Origin of the sequence: Arthrobacter sp. StoSoilB19 (assembly GCF_019977275.1) — a bacterium.
Taxonomy (GTDB): domain Bacteria; phylum Actinomycetota; class Actinomycetes; order Actinomycetales; family Micrococcaceae; genus Arthrobacter.
Genome location: NZ_AP024650.1, coordinates 1,755,063 through 1,776,600, shown reverse-complemented (window position 1 = coordinate 1,776,600; position 21,538 = coordinate 1,755,063). Strand labels below are relative to the sequence as shown.

Annotated in this window: 15 protein-coding genes; 8 read left to right on the top strand and 7 right to left on the bottom strand. The window is 66.7% G+C overall.

Going from position 1 to position 21,538, the window contains the following annotated elements; genetic code table 11:
- Positions 1–15 precede the first annotated feature (15 nt).
- Positions 16–1,620: a cytochrome ubiquinol oxidase subunit I gene (locus tag LDO86_RS08165; protein WP_018769683.1), complete on the bottom strand. Its 1,605-nt coding sequence runs from the start codon at positions 1,618–1,620 to the stop codon at positions 16–18.
- A gap of 263 nt (positions 1,621–1,883) precedes the next feature.
- On the opposite strand from LDO86_RS08165, the gene LDO86_RS08160 reads away from it, so the two are divergent.
- Entirely contained in the window at positions 1,884–2,267 is a 384-nt protein-coding gene (locus LDO86_RS08160; protein ID WP_018769682.1) for a BlaI/MecI/CopY family transcriptional regulator, read from the top strand.
- Positions 2,268–2,273: 6 nt separating this feature from the next.
- On the top strand, positions 2,274–3,266 hold the full coding sequence (locus LDO86_RS08155; RefSeq protein WP_026265832.1) for a M56 family metallopeptidase: 993 nt from the start codon (positions 2,274–2,276) through the stop codon (positions 3,264–3,266).
- Positions 3,267–3,356: 90 nt separating this feature from the next.
- On the opposite strand, the gene LDO86_RS08150 is transcribed toward LDO86_RS08155, so the two are convergent.
- Positions 3,357–5,465, bottom strand: a complete 2,109-nt coding sequence (locus tag LDO86_RS08150; RefSeq protein ID WP_018769679.1) for a DNA topoisomerase IV subunit B — start codon at positions 5,463–5,465, stop codon at positions 3,357–3,359.
- 256 nt (positions 5,466–5,721) lie between these two features.
- Between LDO86_RS08150 and LDO86_RS08145 the strand changes: the two genes are divergently transcribed.
- On the top strand, positions 5,722–5,943 hold the full coding sequence (locus LDO86_RS08145) for a hypothetical protein (protein WP_018769678.1): 222 nt from the start codon (positions 5,722–5,724) through the stop codon (positions 5,941–5,943).
- Positions 5,944–6,125: 182 nt separating this feature from the next.
- Here LDO86_RS08145 and LDO86_RS08140 read toward each other — a convergent pair whose 3' ends face one another.
- From LDO86_RS08140 to LDO86_RS08125, 4 genes are all read right to left on the bottom strand, one after another.
- Positions 6,126–7,442, bottom strand: coding sequence for an RNA polymerase sigma factor (locus LDO86_RS08140; protein ID WP_018769677.1), 1,317 nt, complete (start codon positions 7,440–7,442; stop codon positions 6,126–6,128).
- Between the two features lie 313 nt (positions 7,443–7,755).
- Entirely contained in the window at positions 7,756–9,006 is a 1,251-nt protein-coding gene (locus LDO86_RS08135; RefSeq protein ID WP_026265831.1) for a DUF4192 domain-containing protein, read from the bottom strand.
- A gap of 107 nt (positions 9,007–9,113) precedes the next feature.
- On the bottom strand, positions 9,114–10,460 hold the full coding sequence (locus tag LDO86_RS08130; protein ID WP_018769675.1) for an MFS transporter: 1,347 nt from the start codon (positions 10,458–10,460) through the stop codon (positions 9,114–9,116).
- Positions 10,461–10,511: 51 nt separating this feature from the next.
- Positions 10,512–11,450, bottom strand: coding sequence for a PAC2 family protein (locus tag LDO86_RS08125; protein ID WP_018769674.1), 939 nt, complete (start codon positions 11,448–11,450; stop codon positions 10,512–10,514).
- 256 nt (positions 11,451–11,706) lie between these two features.
- On the opposite strand from LDO86_RS08125, the gene LDO86_RS08120 reads away from it, so the two are divergent.
- The 5 genes from LDO86_RS08120 to LDO86_RS08100 all read left to right on the top strand — a co-directional run bounded on the left by LDO86_RS08120 (position 11,707) and on the right by LDO86_RS08100 (position 17,844).
- Positions 11,707–13,230, top strand: coding sequence for a leucyl aminopeptidase (locus tag LDO86_RS08120; RefSeq protein WP_018769673.1), 1,524 nt, complete (start codon positions 11,707–11,709; stop codon positions 13,228–13,230).
- A 268-nt stretch (positions 13,231–13,498) separates the two neighbouring features.
- Positions 13,499–14,881, top strand: a complete 1,383-nt coding sequence (lpdA, locus tag LDO86_RS08115; protein ID WP_018769672.1) for a dihydrolipoyl dehydrogenase — start codon at positions 13,499–13,501, stop codon at positions 14,879–14,881.
- A gap of 114 nt (positions 14,882–14,995) precedes the next feature.
- Positions 14,996–16,762, top strand: a complete 1,767-nt coding sequence (gene sucB, locus LDO86_RS08110) for a 2-oxoglutarate dehydrogenase, E2 component, dihydrolipoamide succinyltransferase (protein WP_018769671.1) — start codon at positions 14,996–14,998, stop codon at positions 16,760–16,762.
- A gap of 159 nt (positions 16,763–16,921) precedes the next feature.
- Positions 16,922–17,275, top strand: a complete 354-nt coding sequence (locus tag LDO86_RS08105; RefSeq protein WP_018769670.1) for a hypothetical protein — start codon at positions 16,922–16,924, stop codon at positions 17,273–17,275.
- Between the two features lie 140 nt (positions 17,276–17,415).
- Positions 17,416–17,844, top strand: coding sequence for an OsmC family protein (locus tag LDO86_RS08100; RefSeq protein ID WP_018769669.1), 429 nt, complete (start codon positions 17,416–17,418; stop codon positions 17,842–17,844).
- A gap of 110 nt (positions 17,845–17,954) precedes the next feature.
- On the opposite strand, the gene LDO86_RS08095 is transcribed toward LDO86_RS08100, so the two are convergent.
- Entirely contained in the window at positions 17,955–21,497 is a 3,543-nt protein-coding gene (locus tag LDO86_RS08095; RefSeq protein WP_224084418.1) for a S41 family peptidase, read from the bottom strand.
- Positions 21,498–21,538: the final 41 nt, after the last annotated feature.

Here is a 21,538-nt window from a genome sequence, read left to right as displayed (position 1 = left end):
CTGCTTGGTTTCGGGCTAGTAGGCGAAGGCCAGGACGTCGTCTGCGTGTTTCGCGTCCCCGGGGCCGCCGGGTCCCGGGGTGGCGTCCTCGTTCTCGTCCACCGGCGCGTGGACCAGTTCGGGCATTGCGGAGACCACGCCGCCGCGGATGTACTTGACCAGCAGCTTCACCTCCACCACCAGCAGGACTGCGTAGACGGCCGTCAGGGCCACCAGCGAGGCGATCAGTTCCCCTGCGGAGACACCCGGCGACACGGCGGCGGCGGTAAACATGAACACCTGGTCGATGCCGCTGGGATCCGGGTTGGGCGCCACGACGAACGGCTGGCGGCCCATCTCGGTGAAGATCCAGCCGGCGGCATTGGCGCCGAAGGGGGCCAGGATGCCAAAGACTGCCAGCCGCATCATCCAGTGCGACTCCGGCACGGTCCCCTTGCGGGTGAGCCACAGCGCCACCAATGCTGCCAGGGCGGCGAGTCCGCCAAATCCGATCATCATCCGGAATCCCCAGTAGGTGACTTCCATGACGGGCACGTATTCGATTTCCTGGCCGGCCCGCTCACCGTAGATGGGGTTGTCCGGCAGGTTGGTCCCGTAGTTGGCCTTGTACTCGGGCAGCAGGCTGTTGACGCCCTTGACCTCGGTGGTGAAGTCGCCCTTGGCAAGGAAGGACAGGATGCCCGGAACCTCGATGACGGCCACGACGTCGTCGCAGTTCCTGGACCCCACGTTTCCGACGCTCAGGACGGAGAAACCGGTGCCGTCGTGGCAGGCCGCCTCCGCGGCGGCCATCTTCATGGGCTGCTGCTGGAACATCAGCTTGCCCTGCAGGTCGCCGGTGACCGCGGTGCCGGCGAAGGAGATCATGGCCACCACGGCGCCGATCCGCAAGGACCGGATCCATACGCTGTGGTCTGTACGGTCACGGCCGGGGATGCGGACGTCTTCACCGGGGATGACCTTGCCGTCGGCACCCACCGTGTCAACGCCGTCGTGCCGCCTCCGCCACAGATGGTACCAGGCGATGCCCAGGAGGAAGCCGCCGGCCACGGCCAGGGCGCCGAACAGGGTGTGCGGGACGGCCACGAGCGCGGTGTTGTTGGTGAAGACGGCCCACGCGTCGGTCATGACGGGCCGGCCGTTGATCATTTCCACCCCTACTGGGTGCTGCATCCAGCTGTTGGCCACGATGATGAAGTAGGCGGAGAGGGCCGATCCAATAACGGCCACCCAGAGGCAGGCAAGGTGGATGGCGGGCTTTAGCTGCTTCCAGCCAAAGATCCACAGTCCCAGGAAGGTGGACTCGACGAAGAAGGCAAGGAGGGCCTCGAGGGCCAGCGGGGCTCCGAAGACGTCACCCACGAACCGGCTGTACTCGCTCCAGGCCATGCCGAACTGGAATTCCTGCACGATTCCGGTGGCCACGCCCATGATGAAGTTGATGAGGAACAGCTTTCCCCAGAACTTGGTCATGCGCAGGTACTCGGGTTTGCCGGTGCGGTACCAGGCGGTCTGGATGACGGCCACCACCAGGCCCAGGCCAATGGTCAGCGGCACCATCATGAAGTGGTAGACGGTGGTGATGCCGAATTGCCAGCGTGCGATTTCCAAGGCGTCCATGGCAGTCCCTACTGTTTAGCCAATGTAGTTTTCTACGCTTTGTAGAACTGTAACTTCTACAAAGTGTAGAACATTGGCAGTGGCGGGCGAAAACCAATCGCCCTCCCCTAGCATGGCGCGGCAGGGGCCGGCGCGCCACATGTTCTACCCGATGTAGAACCCGGGCGGTTTTCGGGGTAGATTTGGTTATGTAGTTGAACAACCGCGCGACGTCACCGGGCGCCTTAGAATGCGCGGTGCGGGGAAACAAAAGGAAAAGTGAAATGGCTAGTCTTGGTGAACTGGAACGGGCAGTCATGGACCTGCTCTGGGCGGGCCAGGAAGCGGCTACGGCCAATACCCTGAGGGATCAGCTGGCGCGCACGTCCGCGGCGCAGGGCGGACCGGGCCACGAAGGCAAGGAACTGGCCGTCACCACGGTGCTCACCGTACTCTCCCGCCTGGAAAAGAAGGGGCTGGTGGAACGCGAACGCGGAACCCGCCCGCACCGGTACCAGGCCGTGTCCAGCCGCGCGGACCACACCGCCGAACTCATGCATGAGGTCCTCGGATCAGCCCCGGACCGCGAGGCCGTCCTGGCCCGCTTCATCGGGTCCGTTTCCGAAGGTGAAGCCGAGACGCTGCGTAAACTGCTGGGCCACCTCTAGCACACCATGTTCTGGGCCTCATACCTGCTGGCGGTCCTGGCGATAATCCTGGCCTGGCCGGTGCCAATTCTCCTGTCACGGGCCCAATGGCCGGCAAGGTCGCCGTTCACGGCCATGCTGCTGTGGCAGGCGATCGCGCTCGCGGGTGGACTCTCCATGATCGGCGCCATGCTGGTCTATGGCCTGGAACCAATCGGTGACAACCTCATCGCAGGGCTTCGCGCGCTGGCGGGAATGGTGCTGTTCAATGCCCCCACCACGGCGTTGGGCTTTTGGCATATCTTCGCACTGTCCACTGCTGCCCTGCTGACGGCCCACCTGGTGTTCACGCTGCTGCTGACGTACTACAAGATCCAGCGGCAGCGGCGCCGGCACCGTGAACTGCTCGCACTGTTGGCCTCCCCATCGGCCCAGGATGCCGGGACGCTGGTGATCAGCCACGACTCCCCCGTCGCGTACTGCCTCCCGGGGGGCGCCCGCTCCGTGACCGTGCTGTCGGACGGCCTGATGGCCGCCCTCGAACCGGACGAGCTGCGGGCCGTCCTGATTCACGAGAACGCGCACCTCAGCCAGCGGCACCACCTGCTGCTCTGGGCCTTTGCCGCCTGGCGGCAGGCCCTCCCGTGGCTGCCCACCACCCGGCTTGCACAGGAATCGGTCAACTCCCTGATCGAGATGCTGGCCGACGACGTCGCACTGCGGACGGAGAGCAAGGCCACCCTCATCAAGGCGATAGCCATCGTTGCCAGCGGGTCGACCGGAAACGCGGGCGCCGGCGACATCCGCCCGTCCTCGCCCTCGTTGGCCCTGTCCGGGCTGGAGTCGGCGTCGGGCGGACCGGGCTCGGACGCGGTCAGGACCGCGGCCTCCCGGGTCAGCCGCCTCCTGACCCCCCAGCCCCAGCTTCCTGCGGCCGTCCGCAGCGCCGTGTTGGCCGGGTCCGTCCTGCTGCTGGCGCTGCCCACGGCACTGCTGGTGGTTCCGGGGCTGCTGGGCTGACGCCGCCGTCGCGCTTCAACCCGGCGGGTGGGCTTGTCAAAGCCCCGGGATCGCCGAACCCATCCCAGCGCCCGGCGACCCTGCGCCCGGTCAGGCGTCGATGCGCTCCCGGTCCAGGCTGGACGCGCCGGCGATGATGAAGTCCTTGCGCGGGGAGACGTCGGAGCCCATCAGCAGGTCGAAGATCTCCTCTGCCTGCTGCGCGTTTTCGATCCCCACCTTGCGCAGGGTGCGGTGCCGCGGGTCCATAGTGGTCTCCGCCAGCTGCTCGGCGTCCATCTCCCCAAGGCCCTTGTACCGCTGGATCGGCTCCTTGTACCGCTTGCCCTCCTTGGCCAGGCGGGCCAGCAGGACGTGCAGTTCGGCCTCGGAGTAGGTGTAGATCATCTCGTTGGCCTTCTGGCCGGCGTTGATGACCTCCACCCGGTGCAGCGGCGGAACCGCGGCAAACACCCTTCCCTCCACGATCATGGGCCGCATGTAGCGGAAGAACAGGGTCAGCAGCAGGGTCCGGATGTGGGCGCCGTCAACGTCGGCGTCAGTCATGAGGATCACCTTGCCGTACCGGGCGGCATTGATGTCGAAGCTGCGGCCGGACCCCGCGCCCACCACCTGGATGAGCGCTGCACATTCGGCATTGGAGAGCATGTCCCCCACCGATGCCTTCTGCACGTTGAGGATCTTGCCGCGGATGGGCAGCAGGGCCTGGAAGTCGGAGGACCGGGCCAGCTTGGCGGTGCCCAGCGCGGAGTCGCCTTCCACGATGAACAGTTCGGAACGTTCGACGTCGTCCGTCCGGCAGTCAGCGAGCTTGGTGGGCATCGAGGACGTTTCCAGCGCGTTCTTGCGCCGTTGGGTCTCCTTGTGCACGCGGGCCGAGATGCGGGACTTCATCTCGTTGACGATTTTTTCCAGCAGCAGGGCCGACTGGGTCTTGTCGTTCCGGTTGCTGGAGGACAGTTTGGCGGAGATCTCCCGCTCCACCACCCGGGCCACGATGGCGCGCACGGCGCTGGTGCCCAGGATCTCCTTGGTTTGGCCCTCGAACTGTGGTTCGGCGAGCCGTACGGTCAGGACCGCGGTCAAGCCGGCGAAGATGTCGTCCTTTTCGATCTTGTCGTTGCCGGCCTTGAGTTTGCGGGCATTGGTTTCCACGGCTTTCCGGAAAGTCTTGACCAGCGCCTGCTCAAACCCTGACTGGTGCGTGCCGCCCTTGGGGGTGGCGATGATGTTGACGAAGCTTCGCACGGTGCTGTCGTAGCCGATGCCCCAGCGCAGTGCAACGTCCACTTCGCAGTCACGTTCGACCTCGGCCAGCTGGCTGTGCCCCCGTTCGTCAAGGACCGGGACGGTCTCCTTGAACTTCCCTGATCCATGCAGCCGCCACACGTCGGTCACGGCCGGGTCCGCGGCCAGGAACTCGGCGAATTCGGAGATGCCGCCGTCGTGGTGGAAGACCTCCTCGTGCGGGCCGGCTTCCCCCGGGGTTCCGGGGAGCTTGCGCTCATCCCGCACGGTGAGCTTGAGGCCGGGCACCAGGAAGGAGGTCTGGCGTGCGCGGGCAGCAAGGTCCTCGTAGGAGAACTTGGCATCCGGGGTAAAGATCTGCCGGTCCGCCCAGTAGCGGATCCGGGTCCCGGTGACTCCGCGCTTGGCCTTGCCCACAATGTCCAGTACCGAGTCATCGACGAACGGAGTGAACGGCGCTGCGGGGTCCGGGCGGGACCCGGTGTCCTTGAAGCGTCCGGGCTCGCCGCGCCGGAAGGACATCCGGTAGGTCTTGCCGCCGCGGTCCACCTCGACGTCCAGGCGCGACGAGAGGGCGTTGACCACTGACGCTCCAACGCCGTGCAGGCCGCCGGAGGCGGTATAGGAGCCGCCGCCGAACTTGCCGCCGGCGTGCAGCTTGGTGAACACCACTTCGACGCCGGTGAGCCCCGTCTTGGGTTCCTTGTCGATGGGGATGCCGCGGCCGTCGTCGTGGATCTCCACGGAGTTGTCCGCGTGGAGGATGATGCGGATGTCGTGGCCGAACCCGGCAAGCGCCTCGTCCACGGAGTTGTCGATGATCTCCCAGAGGCAGTGCATGAGGCCGCGCGAGTCCGTTGAGCCGATGTACATGCCCGGACGCTTGCGGACGGCTTCAAGGCCCTCCAGTACGGAAAGGTGCCGGGCGGTGTACTCAGAGCTTGGTGCCACTGGTGATGAACTCCTTCAGGGACGTGGAAGCGGCGCTGGGACCGCACCTTCTAGGGTAGTCGGCGGCAGCGGCGACAGCCGTCTGCCACACCCGCAGCGCCTTGTGCGCCGCGCCACCAGCCTCCGTGATCCGCGGAACTGGGCAATTCTTGACCTAACCTTGCGGATACGCGGACAGCGAACTTGCCCCATCCTTGCGATGGATCGGATACGAATACTGGTTATATAGATGTACTGATCTACTAAGGAGGCCGACATGACAACAGCAGTGGCAGACCGCACACTAAACGCACTCGACCGGTGCGACCGTTGCGGAGCTCAGGCATATGTCCGGGTTGTACTCGAGTCCTCCGGCGGTGAGCTGTTGTTCTGCGGCCACCACGCCCGTGCAGTGGAGGCGACGCTCAAGCCGTTGAGCTCCGGCTGGCACGACGAGACGGGAAAGCTTCACGAGAAAGCTGCCGTGGAAATCGACTAGATGAGGCATCGGTAACAACGAACCCTGCGGGGCCCTTCCACTACGGAAAGGCCCCGCAGGCGTTTAACGGGCCCCGCAGGCCTTTAGCCGCACGGAGGGAGCTCATAAACAAGCAGGGGCCGTTCCGGAACCCACCGTGCAGTGGGTTCCCGAACGGCCCCTGTTTTGTCGTGCGGAAGAGGTTAGTCCAGGTAGTCCCGCAGCACCTGCGACCGGGAGGGGTGCCGGAGCTTGGACATGGTCTTCGACTCGATCTGGCGGATCCGCTCGCGGGTGACGCCGTAGACCTTTCCGATTTCGTCTAAAGTCTTCGGCTGTCCGTCAGTCAGGCCAAAGCGCATGGCAACCACGCCGGCCTCGCGTTCGGAAAGGGTGTCCAGGACGGAGTGCAGCTGTTCCTGCAGGAGGGTGAAGCTCACGGCGTCAGCCGGAACAACGGCTTCCGAGTCCTCGATCAGGTCGCCGAATTCGGAATCGCCGTCCTCACCCAGGGGGGTGTGCAGCGAAATCGGCTCGCGGCCGTACTTCTGGACCTCGACCACCTTTTCCGGCGTCATGTCCAGTTCCAGTGCCAGTTCTTCGGGCGTGGGTTCGCGGCCCAGGTCCTGCAGCATCTGGCGCTGTACACGTGCCAGCTTGTTGATGACCTCGACCATGTGCACCGGGATACGGATGGTGCGGGCCTGGTCGGCCATGGCGCGGGTGATGGCCTGGCGGATCCACCAGGTGGCGTAGGTGGAGAACTTGAAGCCCTTGGTGTAGTCGAACTTCTCCACGGCGCGGATCAGGCCAAGGTTGCCTTCCTGGATCAGGTCCAGGAACAGCATGCCGCGGCCGGTGTAGCGCTTGGCCAGAGAGACCACCAGGCGGAGGTTGGCTTCCAGCAGGTGGTTCTTGGCGCGCTTGCCGTCGTGGATGATGAATTCGAGTTCACGCTTGTACTTCGGATCCATGGAGCCGTCGTCCGCGGCGATCTTTTCCTCGGCGAACAGCCCGGCCTCGATCCGCAGCGCAAGGTCGACTTCCTGCTCCGCATTGAGCAGCGCCACCTTACCGATCTGCTTCAGGTAGTCCTTGACGGGGTCGGCCGTGGCGCCGGCAGACATAACCTGCTGCACGGGCGCGTCGTCGTCGTCTGCATCGGAGTAGACGAAGCCCTTGCCGCTGCCGGCGGCACCCTTGACGGGGTCGGCGTCGACGTCCTCTGCTGCGTCCGGACCTTCGAGGACGATGTCGTCGAGGTCTTCCTCGACGTCTTCGACCTCGTCCGGGTCAACGTCACCGGCGGCGGACTTTCCCGCAGCCTCGGCTGCGGCCTTGGCGCCGGGCTTGGGCCCACGCTTCTTGGGCTCGCGCTTGCTGTCGCCTGCAGCCTCGCCGGCCGAAGCCTTGTTGGCTGCCCGCGTAGCTGCCCGCTTGGCATTGGTCGCGGCCTGCTTCTCCTCAGGGGACAAGACATCCTGGGCGGCGGAATCCTTCTTCGTGGAAGACGGGGTCACAGAAAACCTTTCTAGCGGTGGTCTGTGGAATCACCATACGGGCAACACCACTATGACCCTGTCAAGTCCGTGGTGGAAACCAAGCACCACCACGGCCGGCAGAGTCACTTAAGACAACTCCCGGAGTGGCTGTAATGTTCCCTTGCGGGGACGCTTACAAGCACTCGATACACGGACCCAACCGGGTCTCGGCATCCATTGTCTCACGATTTGCCCGGATCCAACCTCCCCTGCCGCCATCCGTTACGGTTGCCCCGGCGGGCCCGGCCCGGCCGGGGCATGTCCGGCCGGCCTCACGACACTCGGGTCCGGCTCACAGCGTCTCCTTCTCCCCAGCAGGATCCTTCGGGAACTTTTGCCAGGCCGCCTCCTTCCGGGCGGCCCAGCCACAAAGCGTCCCCCTGCCCACGATATCCAGCAGGAGCTCGGCAAGCCGGTACTCCGGTTCAAGCTCAAGCGCCCGGCCCAAGTGGGCAGCCGCGTAGGAGCCGCGTCCCCGGGACCAGGCCACCCATCCTCGGAGCGTGAGCGCTGCTGCGGCCGGGTGTCCGCCCAACACTGCCAGGTGCCCCAGAATCCGGTCCAGCGCGTCCAGTCCGGCCCAGTCCGGCGCGGCCGGCGCCAGGCCCATGAGGACCTCGCCATAGCCGGCAGGAACAGCGCCGGAAGCGGCACCGCCCGCCCGGCGCTGCTGCCGGCCGGCGAATCCCGGCGGAGGCAGCAACGGCAGCGCCACTGCGGAAACGTCGCCCCCGTCCTCGGAAAGGACGCCGAACTGTTCTGCGCCTGCCTCCGCGGCGGCCCGTCCCGCCGCAGCCATCACGAGCAGGGCGTCGCGCCAGGTGGGAACGAGCAGCGTGGCGCGCAGGAAGGCGTCCCGTTCAACGTCCGGAATCCACTGCCCGTCATGGCTCCGCTCCAGCAGCAACTCCCAGAAGTCAAGCACTGCGTTGAACTGTGCCCTGCTGCGGGACTGCCCGCCGAGCTCGTCCTCCCAGCCGGCCTGTGCCTCAAGGACGGCCGCCAGGTGCATGGCGGGGACCGGGGCTTCCGGCTGGCTCCCCGCTCGTGGCGCGGGTCCAATGCTGCTGCCCCGGTACACCATCTCCGTATTCAGCATGCTGTCCCTGATCTCCTGCACGGGACGTCCCGGAAGCGGGCAGCAGGAGGCGTCGCTGCACAGGGCGTCCCGCCAGTACTCATCGCCCACCAACCAGGCATCGCGGACAGGCATCCCGGCCTGGTCCAGCGCACGTCGCACCGTGTCGACCAGGAGGTCGTAGGCGGATGGCGGTCCCATTCCGGCGTCGCTGGTGAAGACAGCCAGCAAAGAGCCGTCAGCGTCCTGGTCTGATTCAAGGTAGCGCCGGACGGCACGGGCAAACGCGGCGGGGTCGGCCTGGTTCGCCGGACCCGGAAGGTCAAGCCGGAGTGTGGCTCCGAGCGTGGTGCCGTGCAGCGTCATGGCCACCAGGCTGGCAGCTGGCCAGTACCCGAGCGAATGCGGAATGAAGCCAAGGATGTCTTCCGGGCCGCGCACAATTAATCGTTCTGAACCTGTCATAGCTCCAGCATTCGCCGCCGGCGGGGGCGCGGGCAGTGGCCAGTCCGGCTATGTGGGTAACCGGTGCCGTGGAGGAAGAGTGCGGGGAACCCGCGAACGGGAGTGGCTCAGTCGTCCGTGGGCGTCGGCTGGCGGCGGCGGGCCAGGCTTTCACGGCGCTGCCGGGCGATGGCGCTGCGCAGTGGCGGAACCACGATGCCCTGGGCGGCCATTTGCCGGCGGACCTTCCGGCGGGAGGCCAGGATGGCTGCGGCACCGATGCCCAGGAGCAGGAACTGGACGCTCAAAGCCAGCCGGAAGGGTGCCAGGCCGTAGAGCACCCCCTGTGAAAACCCGGTGGCGTTCAGGACGTCGAGCACAAGGCCAATCAGGAAGATGGAGACCAGGGCAGCGATGAAGCCACCAACGTTGACAATGCCGGTGGCAGTGCCGATCCGGTGCGCGGGGTTGAAGGTCCGCGCGAAGTCGAAGCCGATCATGGAACCGGGGCCGCCGATTGCGAGCACCACCACCAGGCCTGCCAGCAGCCACAGCGGAGCGCGCCCGGGCAGCAGCAGCACCGCGGCCCATGCCGTGGCGGTGGCGCCGGCGATCAGCAGCACCATGGTGGAACGGCGCAGTGGATGGCGCGAAACGAAGCGCCCGATGAACGGGCCCACTGCCATGGCTGCGGCAACGTACAGGGCCATCAGCGCTGCGACGGTGGCTGCGTCCAGGCCCTGGCCCGAGATCAGGAACGGGTAGCCCCACGTCATGGCAAAGACGGTGCCACTGAACTGGATGGTGAAGTGGCTCCACATTCCCAGCCGGGTTCCGGGCTGGCTCCAGGCACGGGCCAGTGAGGCGCCGGTGGCCTTGAGCCCCTGCCGGGCGTGCGGCCGTTCGGTCCCCGGTGGGACATCCTGCAGGAGCAGGAGTACCAGCACGACGGCGAGTGCGGACATTCCTGCCAGCATCAGGAAAGCGGGGGTCCAGCCGGACAGGTGCAGGACCAGCGCGAAGGGCAGGACACTGAACAGCTGACCCAACTGGCCGGACATGCCGGTCAACTGCGTGACCAGGGGGACGCGGGCGGGGGAGAACCACAGCGGGATGAGCCTGATCACCGAGATAAAGGTCATGGCGTCGCCGGCGCCCACCAGGACACGGCCAAGGACTCCCCCGGGGATGCTTTCGGCGAAGGCCAGCTGCACCTGTCCGAGTCCCATCAGGACAGCGCCGCCTGCGATCATGGCACGCGAGCCGAACCTGTCCACCAGCAGGCCCACCGGGATCTGGAGCCCGGCGTACACCAGCAGCTGCAGGACGGTGAAGAAGGAGATGGCGGACGCCGTGGCGTGGAACCGCTCCGTGGCCTCGAGCCCCACCACGCCGAAGGAGGTCCGCTGCGCCACGGCCACCAGGTACCCGAAAATTCCAATGGTCCAGATAAGCCAGGCGCGGGGAGCAGTCACCAGTTCATTATGCCCGGCGCGCGCCCGCAGCCCGGAAGCCGTGACGTCCCGCTACTGCCCCGGGTTCTCCCTGGCCAGGTAGGCCTCCACGGCGGCACCCAGGTCGTCGGCGTCGGGAAGCTCGTCGTTCTCGTTGGCCAGGAGCGACCGGCGGACGATGCCGTCGGCCTTCTCGTCGTAGCGTGTCTCCAGGCGGGAGACCACCTGCTGGACCTCCTCGGACGCCTCGATCTGCTGGGCAATCTGCCGGCTGACCTCGCGCCCGGACTCACGGAGCCGGTCGGTGGGCAGCATCAGGGACGTTGCGGCGCCAAGATATTCCAGGCCGGCGACGGCGGCGGTGGGGTACTCGGCCTCGGCGAGGTAGTGCGGGACGTGGATGACGTAGCCGGCAACATTGCGGCCCGCCTCCACGAGGCGCAGCTCCAGGATGTGGCCAACAGCGGCGGGAACTTCAACGGTGGGCTTCCACACGGAGATGCCCTCGATCAGCTCAGGCCGGTTCCCGTGTACCGTCACGCCCACGGGCCGGGTGTGCGGCACGGGCATGGGGATGGAGTGGATCCATGTGACCAGGTTGACGTCCAGCTTTTCCACGATATTCACCACGGCACGGGCAAACCGTTCCCATTGCAGGTCAGGTTCGAAGCCGGCCAGGAGGAGGAATGGCTTCCCCAGCCCGTCCACCAGTCGGTAGAGGGCCAGCCGGGGCTCCTGGTAGTCCTGGATGTGGTCTTCCACGAAACTCAGGTGCGGCCGGCGGGACCTGTAGTCAATCAACTGGTCCGCATCGAAGACCGCCACGGGCTGGGCGTCGAGGGTATCCAGCAGTTCGGCGTTGATCTGCTTCACCACATGGCCGGCGTCGGCGAACCCGGTGAAACCCATGACCAGGTTCAGCCCCTGCAGCTCCGGGCTGTGGAACAGCTCGATGTTGCTGGCATAGAGCGCGTCGGGGTCCAGCAGGGAGCCGGAAATCCGTTCAAGCACGGCGTGTTCCTTTCAGGGGTACGGGTGGACATCATTCATAACGCCGCAGGGGCACCCGGCATTCCGGGCCGCGGTGTGGCGCACATCTCAGGAAATTCTGTCGCTCCGCAGGGGAACGGCTACGATCGGAACTGGCCTGCCAGGCGGGCTTGCAACCACCCGGGCACCGTCCAGAACGGCCGGATCCGGGCCACCATGGCAGAGCGCCCAACATGCATCCCTGCCCGATCGTTTCGAGAATTGAGGACTCATCCCTGTGGTCAAGAATACTGAAGTCAACCTTAGTACCGTCTCGCGGGACCTTAAGAGGAACCCCAGCGATGCCGTGGTGATCGGGGTAGGGCAGGGAAGCGACGGGCCCGTCCTGCTGGACAACCCGCTGACGGCGAAGTCCGCGGAGGCCCTGGCTGACTCCCTCAAGGCACTCGGAGTTACCGGCGCGGCGGACCAGCTGGTCCGCCTCCCGGGACTGCCCGAAACCGGCGCCGGCATCCTGGTCCTCGCCGGAGTGGGAAAGGTACCGGAAGGCACACCGCTCACCGGTGAGGCACTCCGCCGGGCAGCGGGATCCGCGGTCCGGCAGCTGGCCGGCCTCGCCACCGTAACCCTGGCGTTCCCGACGGCGACGGTGCAGGATGTCTCGGCCGTCGCCGAGGGTGCCGCGCTGGGCGCCTACGCCTTCACCGAGTTCCGGTCTTCCACGGACGGGCTCAAGGATCCCGTCCGCAATGCCGTCATCTTCACGGAACTGGCAGGCAGCACGGAGCTGGGCGCCGCACTGAAGCGGGCAGGACTGGTGGCCAAGGCCGTCAACGCGACCCGCTCACTGGTCAACACGCCGCCGAGCCACCTTTACCCGGAGTCCTTCGCCGAGGCCGCCAAGGACCTTGCCAAGGGACTCCCCGTCAAGGTCACCGTCTGGGACGAGAAGCGGCTTGAGAAGGAAGGCTTCGGCGGCATCATGGGCGTGGGCAAGGGCTCCACCCGCCAGCCGCGGCTGGTTAAGGTGGAGTACTCCCCCGCCAAGGCCACCGCCAAGGTTGCGCTGGTCGGCAAGGGGATCACGTTCGACACCGGCGGCATCTCCCTCAAGCCGGCCCTGAACATGGGCGACATGAAGAGCGACATGGCGGGCGCCGCCGTCGTACTTAATACTGTTTTGGCCCTTGCCGGCCTGGGCCTGCCCGTGAAGGCGACCGCCTGGCTGTGCATCGCGGAGAACATGCCGGGCGGCGGCGCGTCGCGCCCGGCCGATGTGCTGACCATGTTCGGCGGCAAGACGGTTGAAGTCCTCAACACCGACGCCGAAGGCCGCCTGGTCATGGCGGACGGCATCGTTGCAGCCAGCCGCGAATACCCGGACGCCATCATCGACGTGGCCACGCTGACCGGCGCGCAGCTCATCGCCCTCGGCAACCGCACTGCCGGTGTCATGGGCTCGGAAAGCGTCACGGGCGCCCTCAAGGCGGCGGCCGACCGTGCCGGCGAACTGGTCTGGCCCATGCCCCTGCCGGAGGAGCTGCGCCCCAGCCTGGATTCCCAGGTGGCGGACCTGGCCAACATTGGCGAACGCCACGGCGGCATGATGACCGCTGCTGTGTTCCTTCGCGAATTCGTGGGTAAGGACAAAGCGGGCGAACAGATCCCCTGGGCGCACATCGATATTGCGGGGCCGTCCTTTAATAACGGCAGCCCCTACGGCTACACCCACAAGCAGGGCACCGGATGCACTGTCCGTACCCTGGTTGCCTACGTGGAGGACATCCTGGCTGCGGCCTGAGCAAACTGCCTGGGTCACGGGCTCCAGGCCCCGTGCCGCGCGGCCCTGCGGTGCAGTGATTGCTGTGCCACAGGGCCGCGTGACACTGGACACAAGCGCTCCACAAACGCAGCGCCAAGGTGGAGCATGGATAGGTGGTTCGCTAAGGTGAACCACGGTAGTCACAAATGCAAGAGAGTTGCCCTGCTGACATAATCACGGCAGGGCAAGTTCCAAGACCAGATGATGCGCGCAGAACGCGTCATCGTTCACGCGAGGGAGCGTTTTAGTGGCCGATCAGGCAACTGCGCAAGAATTCGACATCCTGGTACTCGGTGGCGGCAGCGGCGGATACGCTGCGGCGCTGCGTGCGGTACAGCTCGGCCTCACCGTCGGCCTCGTGGAGAAGGGCAAGCTGGGCGGCACCTGCCTCCACAACGGCTGCATTCCCACCAAGGCCCTGCTGCACTCCGCAGAGCTGGCCGACCACGCCCGTGACTCCGCCAAGTACGGCGTGAACGTCACCCTGGACGGCATCGACATCAACGCCGTCAACGCGTACAAGGACGGCATCATCGCCGGCAAGTTCAAGGGACTGCAGGGACTCATCAAGTCCAAGGGCATCACCGTCATCGAGGGTGAAGGCAAGCTGCAGGGCACCGACACCGTCGTGGTGAACGGCACCGCGTACAAGGGCAAGAACATCGTCCTGGCCACCGGTTCCTACTCGCGCACCCTTCCCGGCCTGGAAATCGGCGGCAAGGTCATCACCTCCGACCAGGCCTTGACCATGGACTTCATCCCCAAGAGCGCCATCATCCTGGGCGGCGGCGTCATCGGCGTCGAGTTCGCCTCGGTCTGGAAGTCGTTCGGCGTGGACGTCACCATCGTCGAAGGCCTGCCCTCCCTCGTTCCCAACGAGGACGCAACGATCGTCAAGAACTTCGAGCGCGCCTTCAAGAAGCGCGGCATCAAGTTCTCCACCGGCGTCTTCTTCCAGGGCGTTGAGCAGAATGACGACGGCGTCAAGGTCACCCTGGTGGACGGCAAGACCTTCGAAGCCGACCTGCTGCTGGTCGCCGTCGGCCGCGGCCCCGTCACCGCCAACCTGGGCTACGAGGAAGCCGGCGTCACCATCGACCGCGGCTTCGTCATCACCAACGAGCGCCTGCACACCGGCGTGGGCAACATCTACGCCGTAGGCGACATCGTCCCCGGCGTGCAGCTGGCCCACCGCGGCTACCAGCAGGGCATTTTCGTGGCCGAGGAAATTGCCGGCCTGAAGCCCGTGGTGGTCGAGGACATCAACATCCCCAAGGTCACCTACTCCGACCCCGAAATCGCCACCGTTGGTTACACCGAAAAGGCTGCCAAGGAAAAGTTCGGCGAAGACCAGGTGCAGACCCAGGAATACAACCTGGCCGGCAACGGCAAGAGCTCCATCCTGGGTACCTCCGGCCTGGTCAAGCTGGTCCGCCAGAAGGACGGCCCCGTGGTGGGCGTCCACATGATCGGCGCACGCATGGGCGAGCAGGTTGGCGAGGCCCAGCTGATCGTGAACTGGGAAGCCTACCCGGAGGACGTGGCCCAGCTGGTGCACGCCCACCCCACCCAGAACGAAGCCCTCGGCGAAGCGCACCTGGCACTGGCCGGCAAGCCGCTGCACGGCTAGTTTTCCGCAGCATTACCAGGCCCGGTGCACCCGGTCGTCCAGACCGGGTGCACTAGGCTTCCAACAAGGCAGCAATCATTCGCACTAAAGATCAATAAGGAGAACGGGGACGACATGTCTGAATCCGTTAACTTGCCCGCCCTCGGTGAGAGTGTCACCGAAGGAACCGTCACCCGCTGGCTCAAGCAGGTAGGTGACCGGGTAGAGGTGGACGAGCCGCTGCTCGAAGTCTCCACCGACAAAGTAGACACTGAAATCCCCTCTCCTGTAGCTGGCGTGATTGAAGAAATCCTGGTCGCTGAAGACGAGACCGCCGAGGTAGGCGCACCCCTGGTACGCATTGGTGACGGCTCCGGCGGCGGTTCCGCCCCAGCCGGGGAAGCTCCCGCTGCGGCACCGGCCCAGGAAGCTCCCGCTCCTGCGGAGGCACCTTCCACCGAGGCACCCGCTCCTGAAGCCCCGGCCCAGGAAACTTCCGCCCAGGAAAATTCCGCACCGGAGGCACCGGCCGCAGGCGGCGGCGAAAGCCATGAAGTAACCCTCCCCGCACTGGGCGAAAGCGTCACCGAAGGCACTGTCACCCGCTGGCTCAAGGCCGTTGGCGACCAGGTGGAGGTCGACGAGCCCCTGCTGGAAGTCTCCACGGACAAGGTGGACACCGAGATCCCGTCCCCGGTTGCCGGCACGCTGCAGGAAATCCGGGTCAATGAGGACGAGACCGTTGAAGTCGGTTCCGTGCTGGCCGTCATCGGCTCCGGCGCTGCCGCTGCTCCGGCTCCCCAGGCTGCACCGGCCCCCGCCGAGGCTCCCCGGCAGGAAGCCCCCCAGCAGGAAGCTCCGGCTGCCGCCCCGGCCCCCGCTGCTCCGGCACCCGCCCAGGAAGCGCCCAAGGCAGCCCCCGCTCCCGCTGCAGCCCCTGCAGCCCAGGAGGCCGCACCGGCCAACGGGTCCGAATCCGGCTACGTCACTCCCCTGGTCCGCAAGCTGGCCAACCAGCACGGGGTGGACATCACTTCACTGTCCGGCACCGGCGTCGGCGGCCGCATCCGCAAGCAGGATGTCATCGCCGCCGCTGAAGCCAAGGCGGCTCCCGCTGCCGCACCGGCCGCAACCCCTGCCGCATCCGCACCGGCCGCATCGGCTGGAGCTGCCTCCTCGCTGCGCGGCACCACCCAGAAGGCTCCCCGCATCCGCCAGGTCATTGCCCGGCGCATGCGCGAGTCCCTGGAGATCTCCACCCAGCTCACCCAGGTCCACGAGGTGGACATGACCAAGGTCGCCAAGCTGCGCGCCAGGGCCAAGAACTCTTTCCAGGCCCAGAACGGCACCAAGCTGACGTTCCTGCCCTTCATCGCCAAGGCCGTGGCCGAGGCCCTCAAGCAGCACCCCAAGCTCAACGCTGCCTACGACGAGGACAAGCAGGAAATCACCTACCACAACGCCGAACACCTGGCGATCGCCGTCGACACTGACAAGGGCCTGCTGGTTCCGGTCATCGCAGACGCCGGCAACCTGAACCTTGCCGGCCTCGCCGGCAAGATCGCCGACGTTGCCTCCCGCACCCGCGACGGCAAGATCGGCCCGGACGAACTGTCCGGCGGCACGTTCAGCATCACGAACATCGGCTCGGTGGGCGCGCTGTTCGACACCCCGATCATCAACCAGCCGCAGGTGGGCATCCTGGGCACCGGCGCCATCGTCAAGCGGCCCGTCGTGGTTGCTGACGAAAACGGTGACGACTCGATCGCCATCCGCTCCATGATGTACCTGTCCCTGACGTACGACCACCGCCTGGTGGACGGTGCCGACGCCGGCCGGTTCCTCCAGACCCTGAAGGCACGCCTCGAAGAAGGCGCCTTCGAAGCGGACCTGGGGCTCTAGCCTCCGCAGCAATACGACAACGGCGGTGCCGGCATGGGTGGGAAACCTCCCGCAGCCGGCACCGCCGTCGCGGTTTAACCAACGCAGCCGCCTGCGCCCGGAGCCCCCGTGCGCGTGGCTTTGCTACGGGCCGTAGAACTGACTGGCTAAGCTGGAGCCATGAATATTCTCTTCAACATCCTGGTTTTCCTGCACGTGGTGGGAGCCGCCATGATCGTGGGCTACTGGATCGCCACGATGCGGACGCCCACCGTGCACCCCCGCCAGCGTGACGGCGCCTTCCTGCAACTGCTGACCGGCATCGCCATGATGGGCATCCTGCCGTTCCTGCCGGACAAGGATCCCAACTACGCCAAGCTGGGCATCAAGTTCGTCATCGCCGTCGTGGTCGCCGTCCTGGCTGTCATTGGGACACGCAAGGCCAAGAACGGCCAGCCCGTCTCCACCGTGCTCGCCCATGGCGTGGGCGGGCTGGCCCTGGTCAACATCGCCATCGCCGCCATCTGGCAGTAACCGCTCCACCCCGGGGACCCCGGTCATAATCCTCTGAGAGCGGACAATCCGTGCACCGGAGGTGCCTGGTCCCTAGGATGGAAAACGGTGGGTCCGGCCGCGGGTGCCGGGCCCGGATCGAATCGACGCTGAGGAGAGACATGGCTACAACACGCAACGCCCACACGGTATGGACCGGAAGCCTGACCGAGGGCTCTGGCAACACCACCCTGGACAGCTCCGGCCTGGGCACCTTCGATGTCACCTGGAAGGCGCGCACGGAGGCTGCCGGCGGAAAGACCAGCCCCGAAGAGCTGATCGCTGCAGCCCACTCCGCCTGCTTCTCCATGGCCTTCAGCCACGAACTCAGCCAGGCGGGATTCACGCCGGAGGAGGTCAACACCAGGTCCGAGGTTGGCTTCCAGCCCGGCACCGGCATCACCGGCAGCCACCTGACCCTGGAGGCCCGCATCCCCGGCATCTCGCAGGAAGACTTCCAGCGCATTGCCGAAGCCGCCAAGAAGGGTTGCCCCGTGTCCCAGGCCCTGGCCGGCATCGAGATCACCCTGGACGCCACCCTGCAGTCCTAGGCCACGCCGGCCTTGAGCGCATGATCTGAGCGCCACCGTCTGCACAACGCAAAGGCCCTGCCTTCCGGGCAATCCCGGAAAGGCAGGGCCTTTGCTGTTGCCGGTGAAGGCTAGCTCTCCTGCCGGCGGGCGGGCAGCGGAGCGGGCTTCAACCGGCGGTAGCCGGAACGCGCCGGCGGCCGGTCGGTCGGCAGTTCCTGGATCATTTCCTTCAGCGCCCCAATGCCGTACTCCAATTGGGGATCGCGCCCCGCGGCGTAGGCGTGCGGCGGGAAGGTCACTTCGATGTCCGGATCAACGCCGTAGTTCTCCACGCTCCACCCCACGCCGCCGCTGAACCAGTTGGCATAGCGGGGCTGGGTGACGCCGGTGCCGTCCGCCAGCGCGAACCGGTTGTCGATGCCCACCACACCGCCCCACGTACGTGTTCCGATGACCGGGCCGATGCCACGCAGCTTCGAGACCTGGGTGATGATGTCGCCGTCGGACCCGGCAAACTCGTCCGCGAGGATGATCACGGGCCCCCTGGGTGCGTGGTGGGGGTAGGTCCGCGGCTTTTCCCCGCGCGGCATGCTCCATCCGGTGACCTTGCGGCCTATCAGTTCCGCGACGAGCTGCGATGTGTGTCCCCCACGGTTGCGGCGGACATCGACGATCAGGCCGTCAAGAGCTGTTTCCGTATCGAGGTCGCGGTGCAGCTGCGCCCAGCCGTTGGCCATCATGTCCGGGATATGCAGGTAGCCAAAGGTTCCGTTGGACGCTTCCCGGACGGTGCGCCGGTTGCCGGCAACCCATTCCTGGTAACGCAGCCGCTCCTCATCCTTGATGGGCACGACGGCGACCCGGCGCTGGGTGCCTTGGGCACCGCCGTGCCCCGGGCCGTTGAGGAGGGTCAGCTCCACGGCACGGCCGGCCGCTCCCACCAACTGCATGGCCGGGGTGACGGCTCCGGACAACGGGACGCCGTCAATGGCCAGCAGGATGTCTCCCGCCTTGGCCCCAACCCCGGGCCTGGTCAGCGGGGAGATGGCAAGCGGGTCGGAGGACTCGCCGGCCAGGATGCGGCTGATTTCCCAGCCGTGGGCGGTGTGCGCCAGGTCTGCGCCCAGCCTGCCCTGTCCCCGGCTGCCGCGTTCGGCAACCGGAGCGGGGCGCACGTATGCGTGCGATGTCCCCAGCTCGCCGTGCAGTTCCCACAGCAGGTCCACCAGGTCATCGTGGGAGCCCAGCCGCCCGACCAGGGGCCGGTAGCGGGCGTGGATGGATTCCCAGTCCTGCCCCGCCATGTCCTCGGTCCAGAAAAAGTCCCGCTGCAGGCGCCAGGCTTCATCGAACGCCTGTCCCCAGACGCTGAGCGGGTCCATCAGGACGCGGATGCGGCCCAGGTCCACTTTGACTGCCTTGCCGGAGTCCTCGTCCGCCTTGGCGTCAGAAGGCACCACGGTGACCTGTTTGTCGGAAACCAGTACCACCTTGCTGCGGTCGCCGGAGAGCCGGTAGCTGTCCACGGCGTCCACCAGGGTGGTCTGCCTGCGCCGTCCGATGTCGTACCGGACCAGGCTGGGGCTGGCGTCCTTGTCCTCCTGGCTGGCCTTTCCGTCGCCGGTCACGCCGGCCAGGGCTGAGTCGAGCCAGAGGAGGGCGCCGTCAACGGCCTTCAGCGAGCTGTAGTTGCCCTGCGGCACGGGAACGCTGATGACGCGGTGCGCCAGGCCCTCCGCGTCCACGTGCACGGCAGGCACGGCATCATCCCGTGCTTCGGCGCCGGCTGTGGCATCCGCGTCCGTTGTGGTTTCCGGCCCGGCGCCCGCGGGATCAACGGAAGGGCCAAAGGGCGACGGCGTCTCCGCGGCGAGTGCCACGAGGTACGGCTTGATGGGGCTGGGGAAGGAGAGGTCGAACGAGTGTCCGTCGTACACGGGATCGAAGCTGCGGTTGGACAGGAAGGCGAGGAACTTTCCGTCCGGGGTGAAGGCGGGCGAGGCGTCGCGGAAGCGTCCGTCGGTCACGTCCACCGGTTCGGCATCGAGCTGGTCAACGGTGGCCAGGCGCAGCCGGCTGCGCGAGCCAAAGGACGTGACCGGTTCAGACCAGGCCAGCCAGCGGGAGTCCGCCGACCATGCCAGCTCGGAGATGCTGCCTTCGCCAATGCTGGCCACCCGCGAGAGATCTCCGCTGCGGGTGTCCAGGACGTGCACGTCGCCAAACGAGGTACCCAGGGCAACCCAGCGGCCGTCGGGGCTTGCTTCCAGCGAACTGGCGCGTGACGGCGTGGGGACGGTGATGCCTGGTTCTGCCGCGGGTTCCTGGGCGTCGGCCGCGGGGGCCGGGGCCTGCGGTGCAACATCTGCCTGCTGTTCGTCGTCCGCGGGCACGTGGACGGCCCCTCCGGACAGCACTGCCGCGCCGGACGCGGGAACAGGCTGCGGCAGGCTGACCGTTTCCGGCCCTGCCGCGCCGTCCTGTGCCGTATCGGCGGGAGCGGGATTTCCAGAATCGGGAGTTTCAGAGATTGCGCCGGCCTTGCCGCCGCTTGCCGGCGCGTGCCCGGCGCCGTGCGGTACTGGAGCGGCAATGTCCTTGATATGCAGTGCCTCCACGCCGTCGTGGTCCGCGATGTAGGCGATGCGGCCATCCCCCAAGGGCCGGGGAAGCCGGGCCCGCACTCCCGGGGTGGCCTCGATGATGCGGGACGGCCCGTCCTTGTGCCGCAGCCAGTGGATGGTTCCGTGCGACTCCACCGCGCTGGCGGCCCCCGCCGCATCCGGCGCCACCGCGCCGAGGTGCTTGACGGCATCAAGGAGGGCGGGACGCCTGGTCTGCGATGCCGAGCCAAGGGTGATGTCCAGCTTTACAGCCTCCGAGCCAAGATCATTCAGGACCCAGAGTTCGCCGGCTGATTCGAAAATGACGCGCTTGCCGTCCGAGGCGGCGTGCCGGACGTAAAAGTCCTGGTGGTCGGTGTGGCGCCGCAGGTCCTGTCCGTTGGGAAGGACCGAGTACAGGTTGCCGTAGCCTTCGTGGTCGGACAGGAAGGCAATCCGGCCGTCCACCCACAGGGGATCGGTGAGGTTGCCGTCAACGTCCGGCAGCAGCCGCTCGAACTCCCCGTTGCCGTCGCGGTCGATCCACAGTTTTCCCGCCGTCCCGCCACGGTACCGCTTCCACCAGGCCGGTTCGCGGGACAGCACGCTGGCCAGCACCACGGGACGTTCGTCGCCCACCTCGGGGCCAAATGCAACGGATTCCACCGGCCCGTAGGGGAGCTCCTGCGCCCAGCCGCCCTCCAAAGGGACACTGTATGCGTGGGTGTGCCGGCTTTCGGCCTGGCGGAAGGCGCTGGTGACCACCACCGAACCGCCGGCAGTGAATCCCTTGACCTTCGTGGTGCTGTGGCCAAAGTAGGTGCGCTGGCGGTACCCGCCGCCGTCGACCCGTGCCGACACAACTTCCGGCGCCGTTCCCTGCACAACCGTCCAGACCAGGCGCTTGCCGTCCGGGGTGAAACGCGGGTTGCGGGCAGGAAGCTGGAGCGACGAGACGCGCCACGCGCGGCCGCCGTCCAGGGGCGCAATCCACACGTCGTCCTCGGCCACGAAAGTGACCAGATCGCCGTGCAAATGCGGGAAACGGAAGTAGCTCGAAGAGGTCATCGTTCGATCATAGTCAACCCCTCCCCTGCGCCGCGGGAGGT

Coding starts and splice junctions, on each gene's coding strand:
- LDO86_RS08135 (WP_026265831.1), bottom strand. CDS start 9,006: ATGACAGGTTCAGAACGATTAATTGTGCGCGGCCCGGAAGACATCCTT.
- LDO86_RS08165 (WP_018769683.1), bottom strand. CDS start 1,620: ATGGACGCCTTGGAAATCGCACGCTGGCAATTCGGCATCACCACCGTC.
- LDO86_RS08095 (WP_224084418.1), bottom strand. CDS start 21,497: ATGACCTCTTCGAGCTACTTCCGTTTCCCGCATTTGCACGGCGATCTG.
- LDO86_RS08100 (WP_018769669.1), top strand. CDS start 17,416: ATGGCTACAACACGCAACGCCCACACGGTATGGACCGGAAGCCTGACC.
- LDO86_RS08105 (WP_018769670.1), top strand. CDS start 16,922: ATGAATATTCTCTTCAACATCCTGGTTTTCCTGCACGTGGTGGGAGCC.
- LDO86_RS08160 (WP_018769682.1), top strand. CDS start 1,884: ATGGCTAGTCTTGGTGAACTGGAACGGGCAGTCATGGACCTGCTCTGG.
- sucB (WP_018769671.1), top strand. CDS start 14,996: ATGTCTGAATCCGTTAACTTGCCCGCCCTCGGTGAGAGTGTCACCGAA.
- LDO86_RS08155 (WP_026265832.1), top strand. CDS start 2,274: ATGTTCTGGGCCTCATACCTGCTGGCGGTCCTGGCGATAATCCTGGCC.
- LDO86_RS08145 (WP_018769678.1), top strand. CDS start 5,722: ATGACAACAGCAGTGGCAGACCGCACACTAAACGCACTCGACCGGTGC.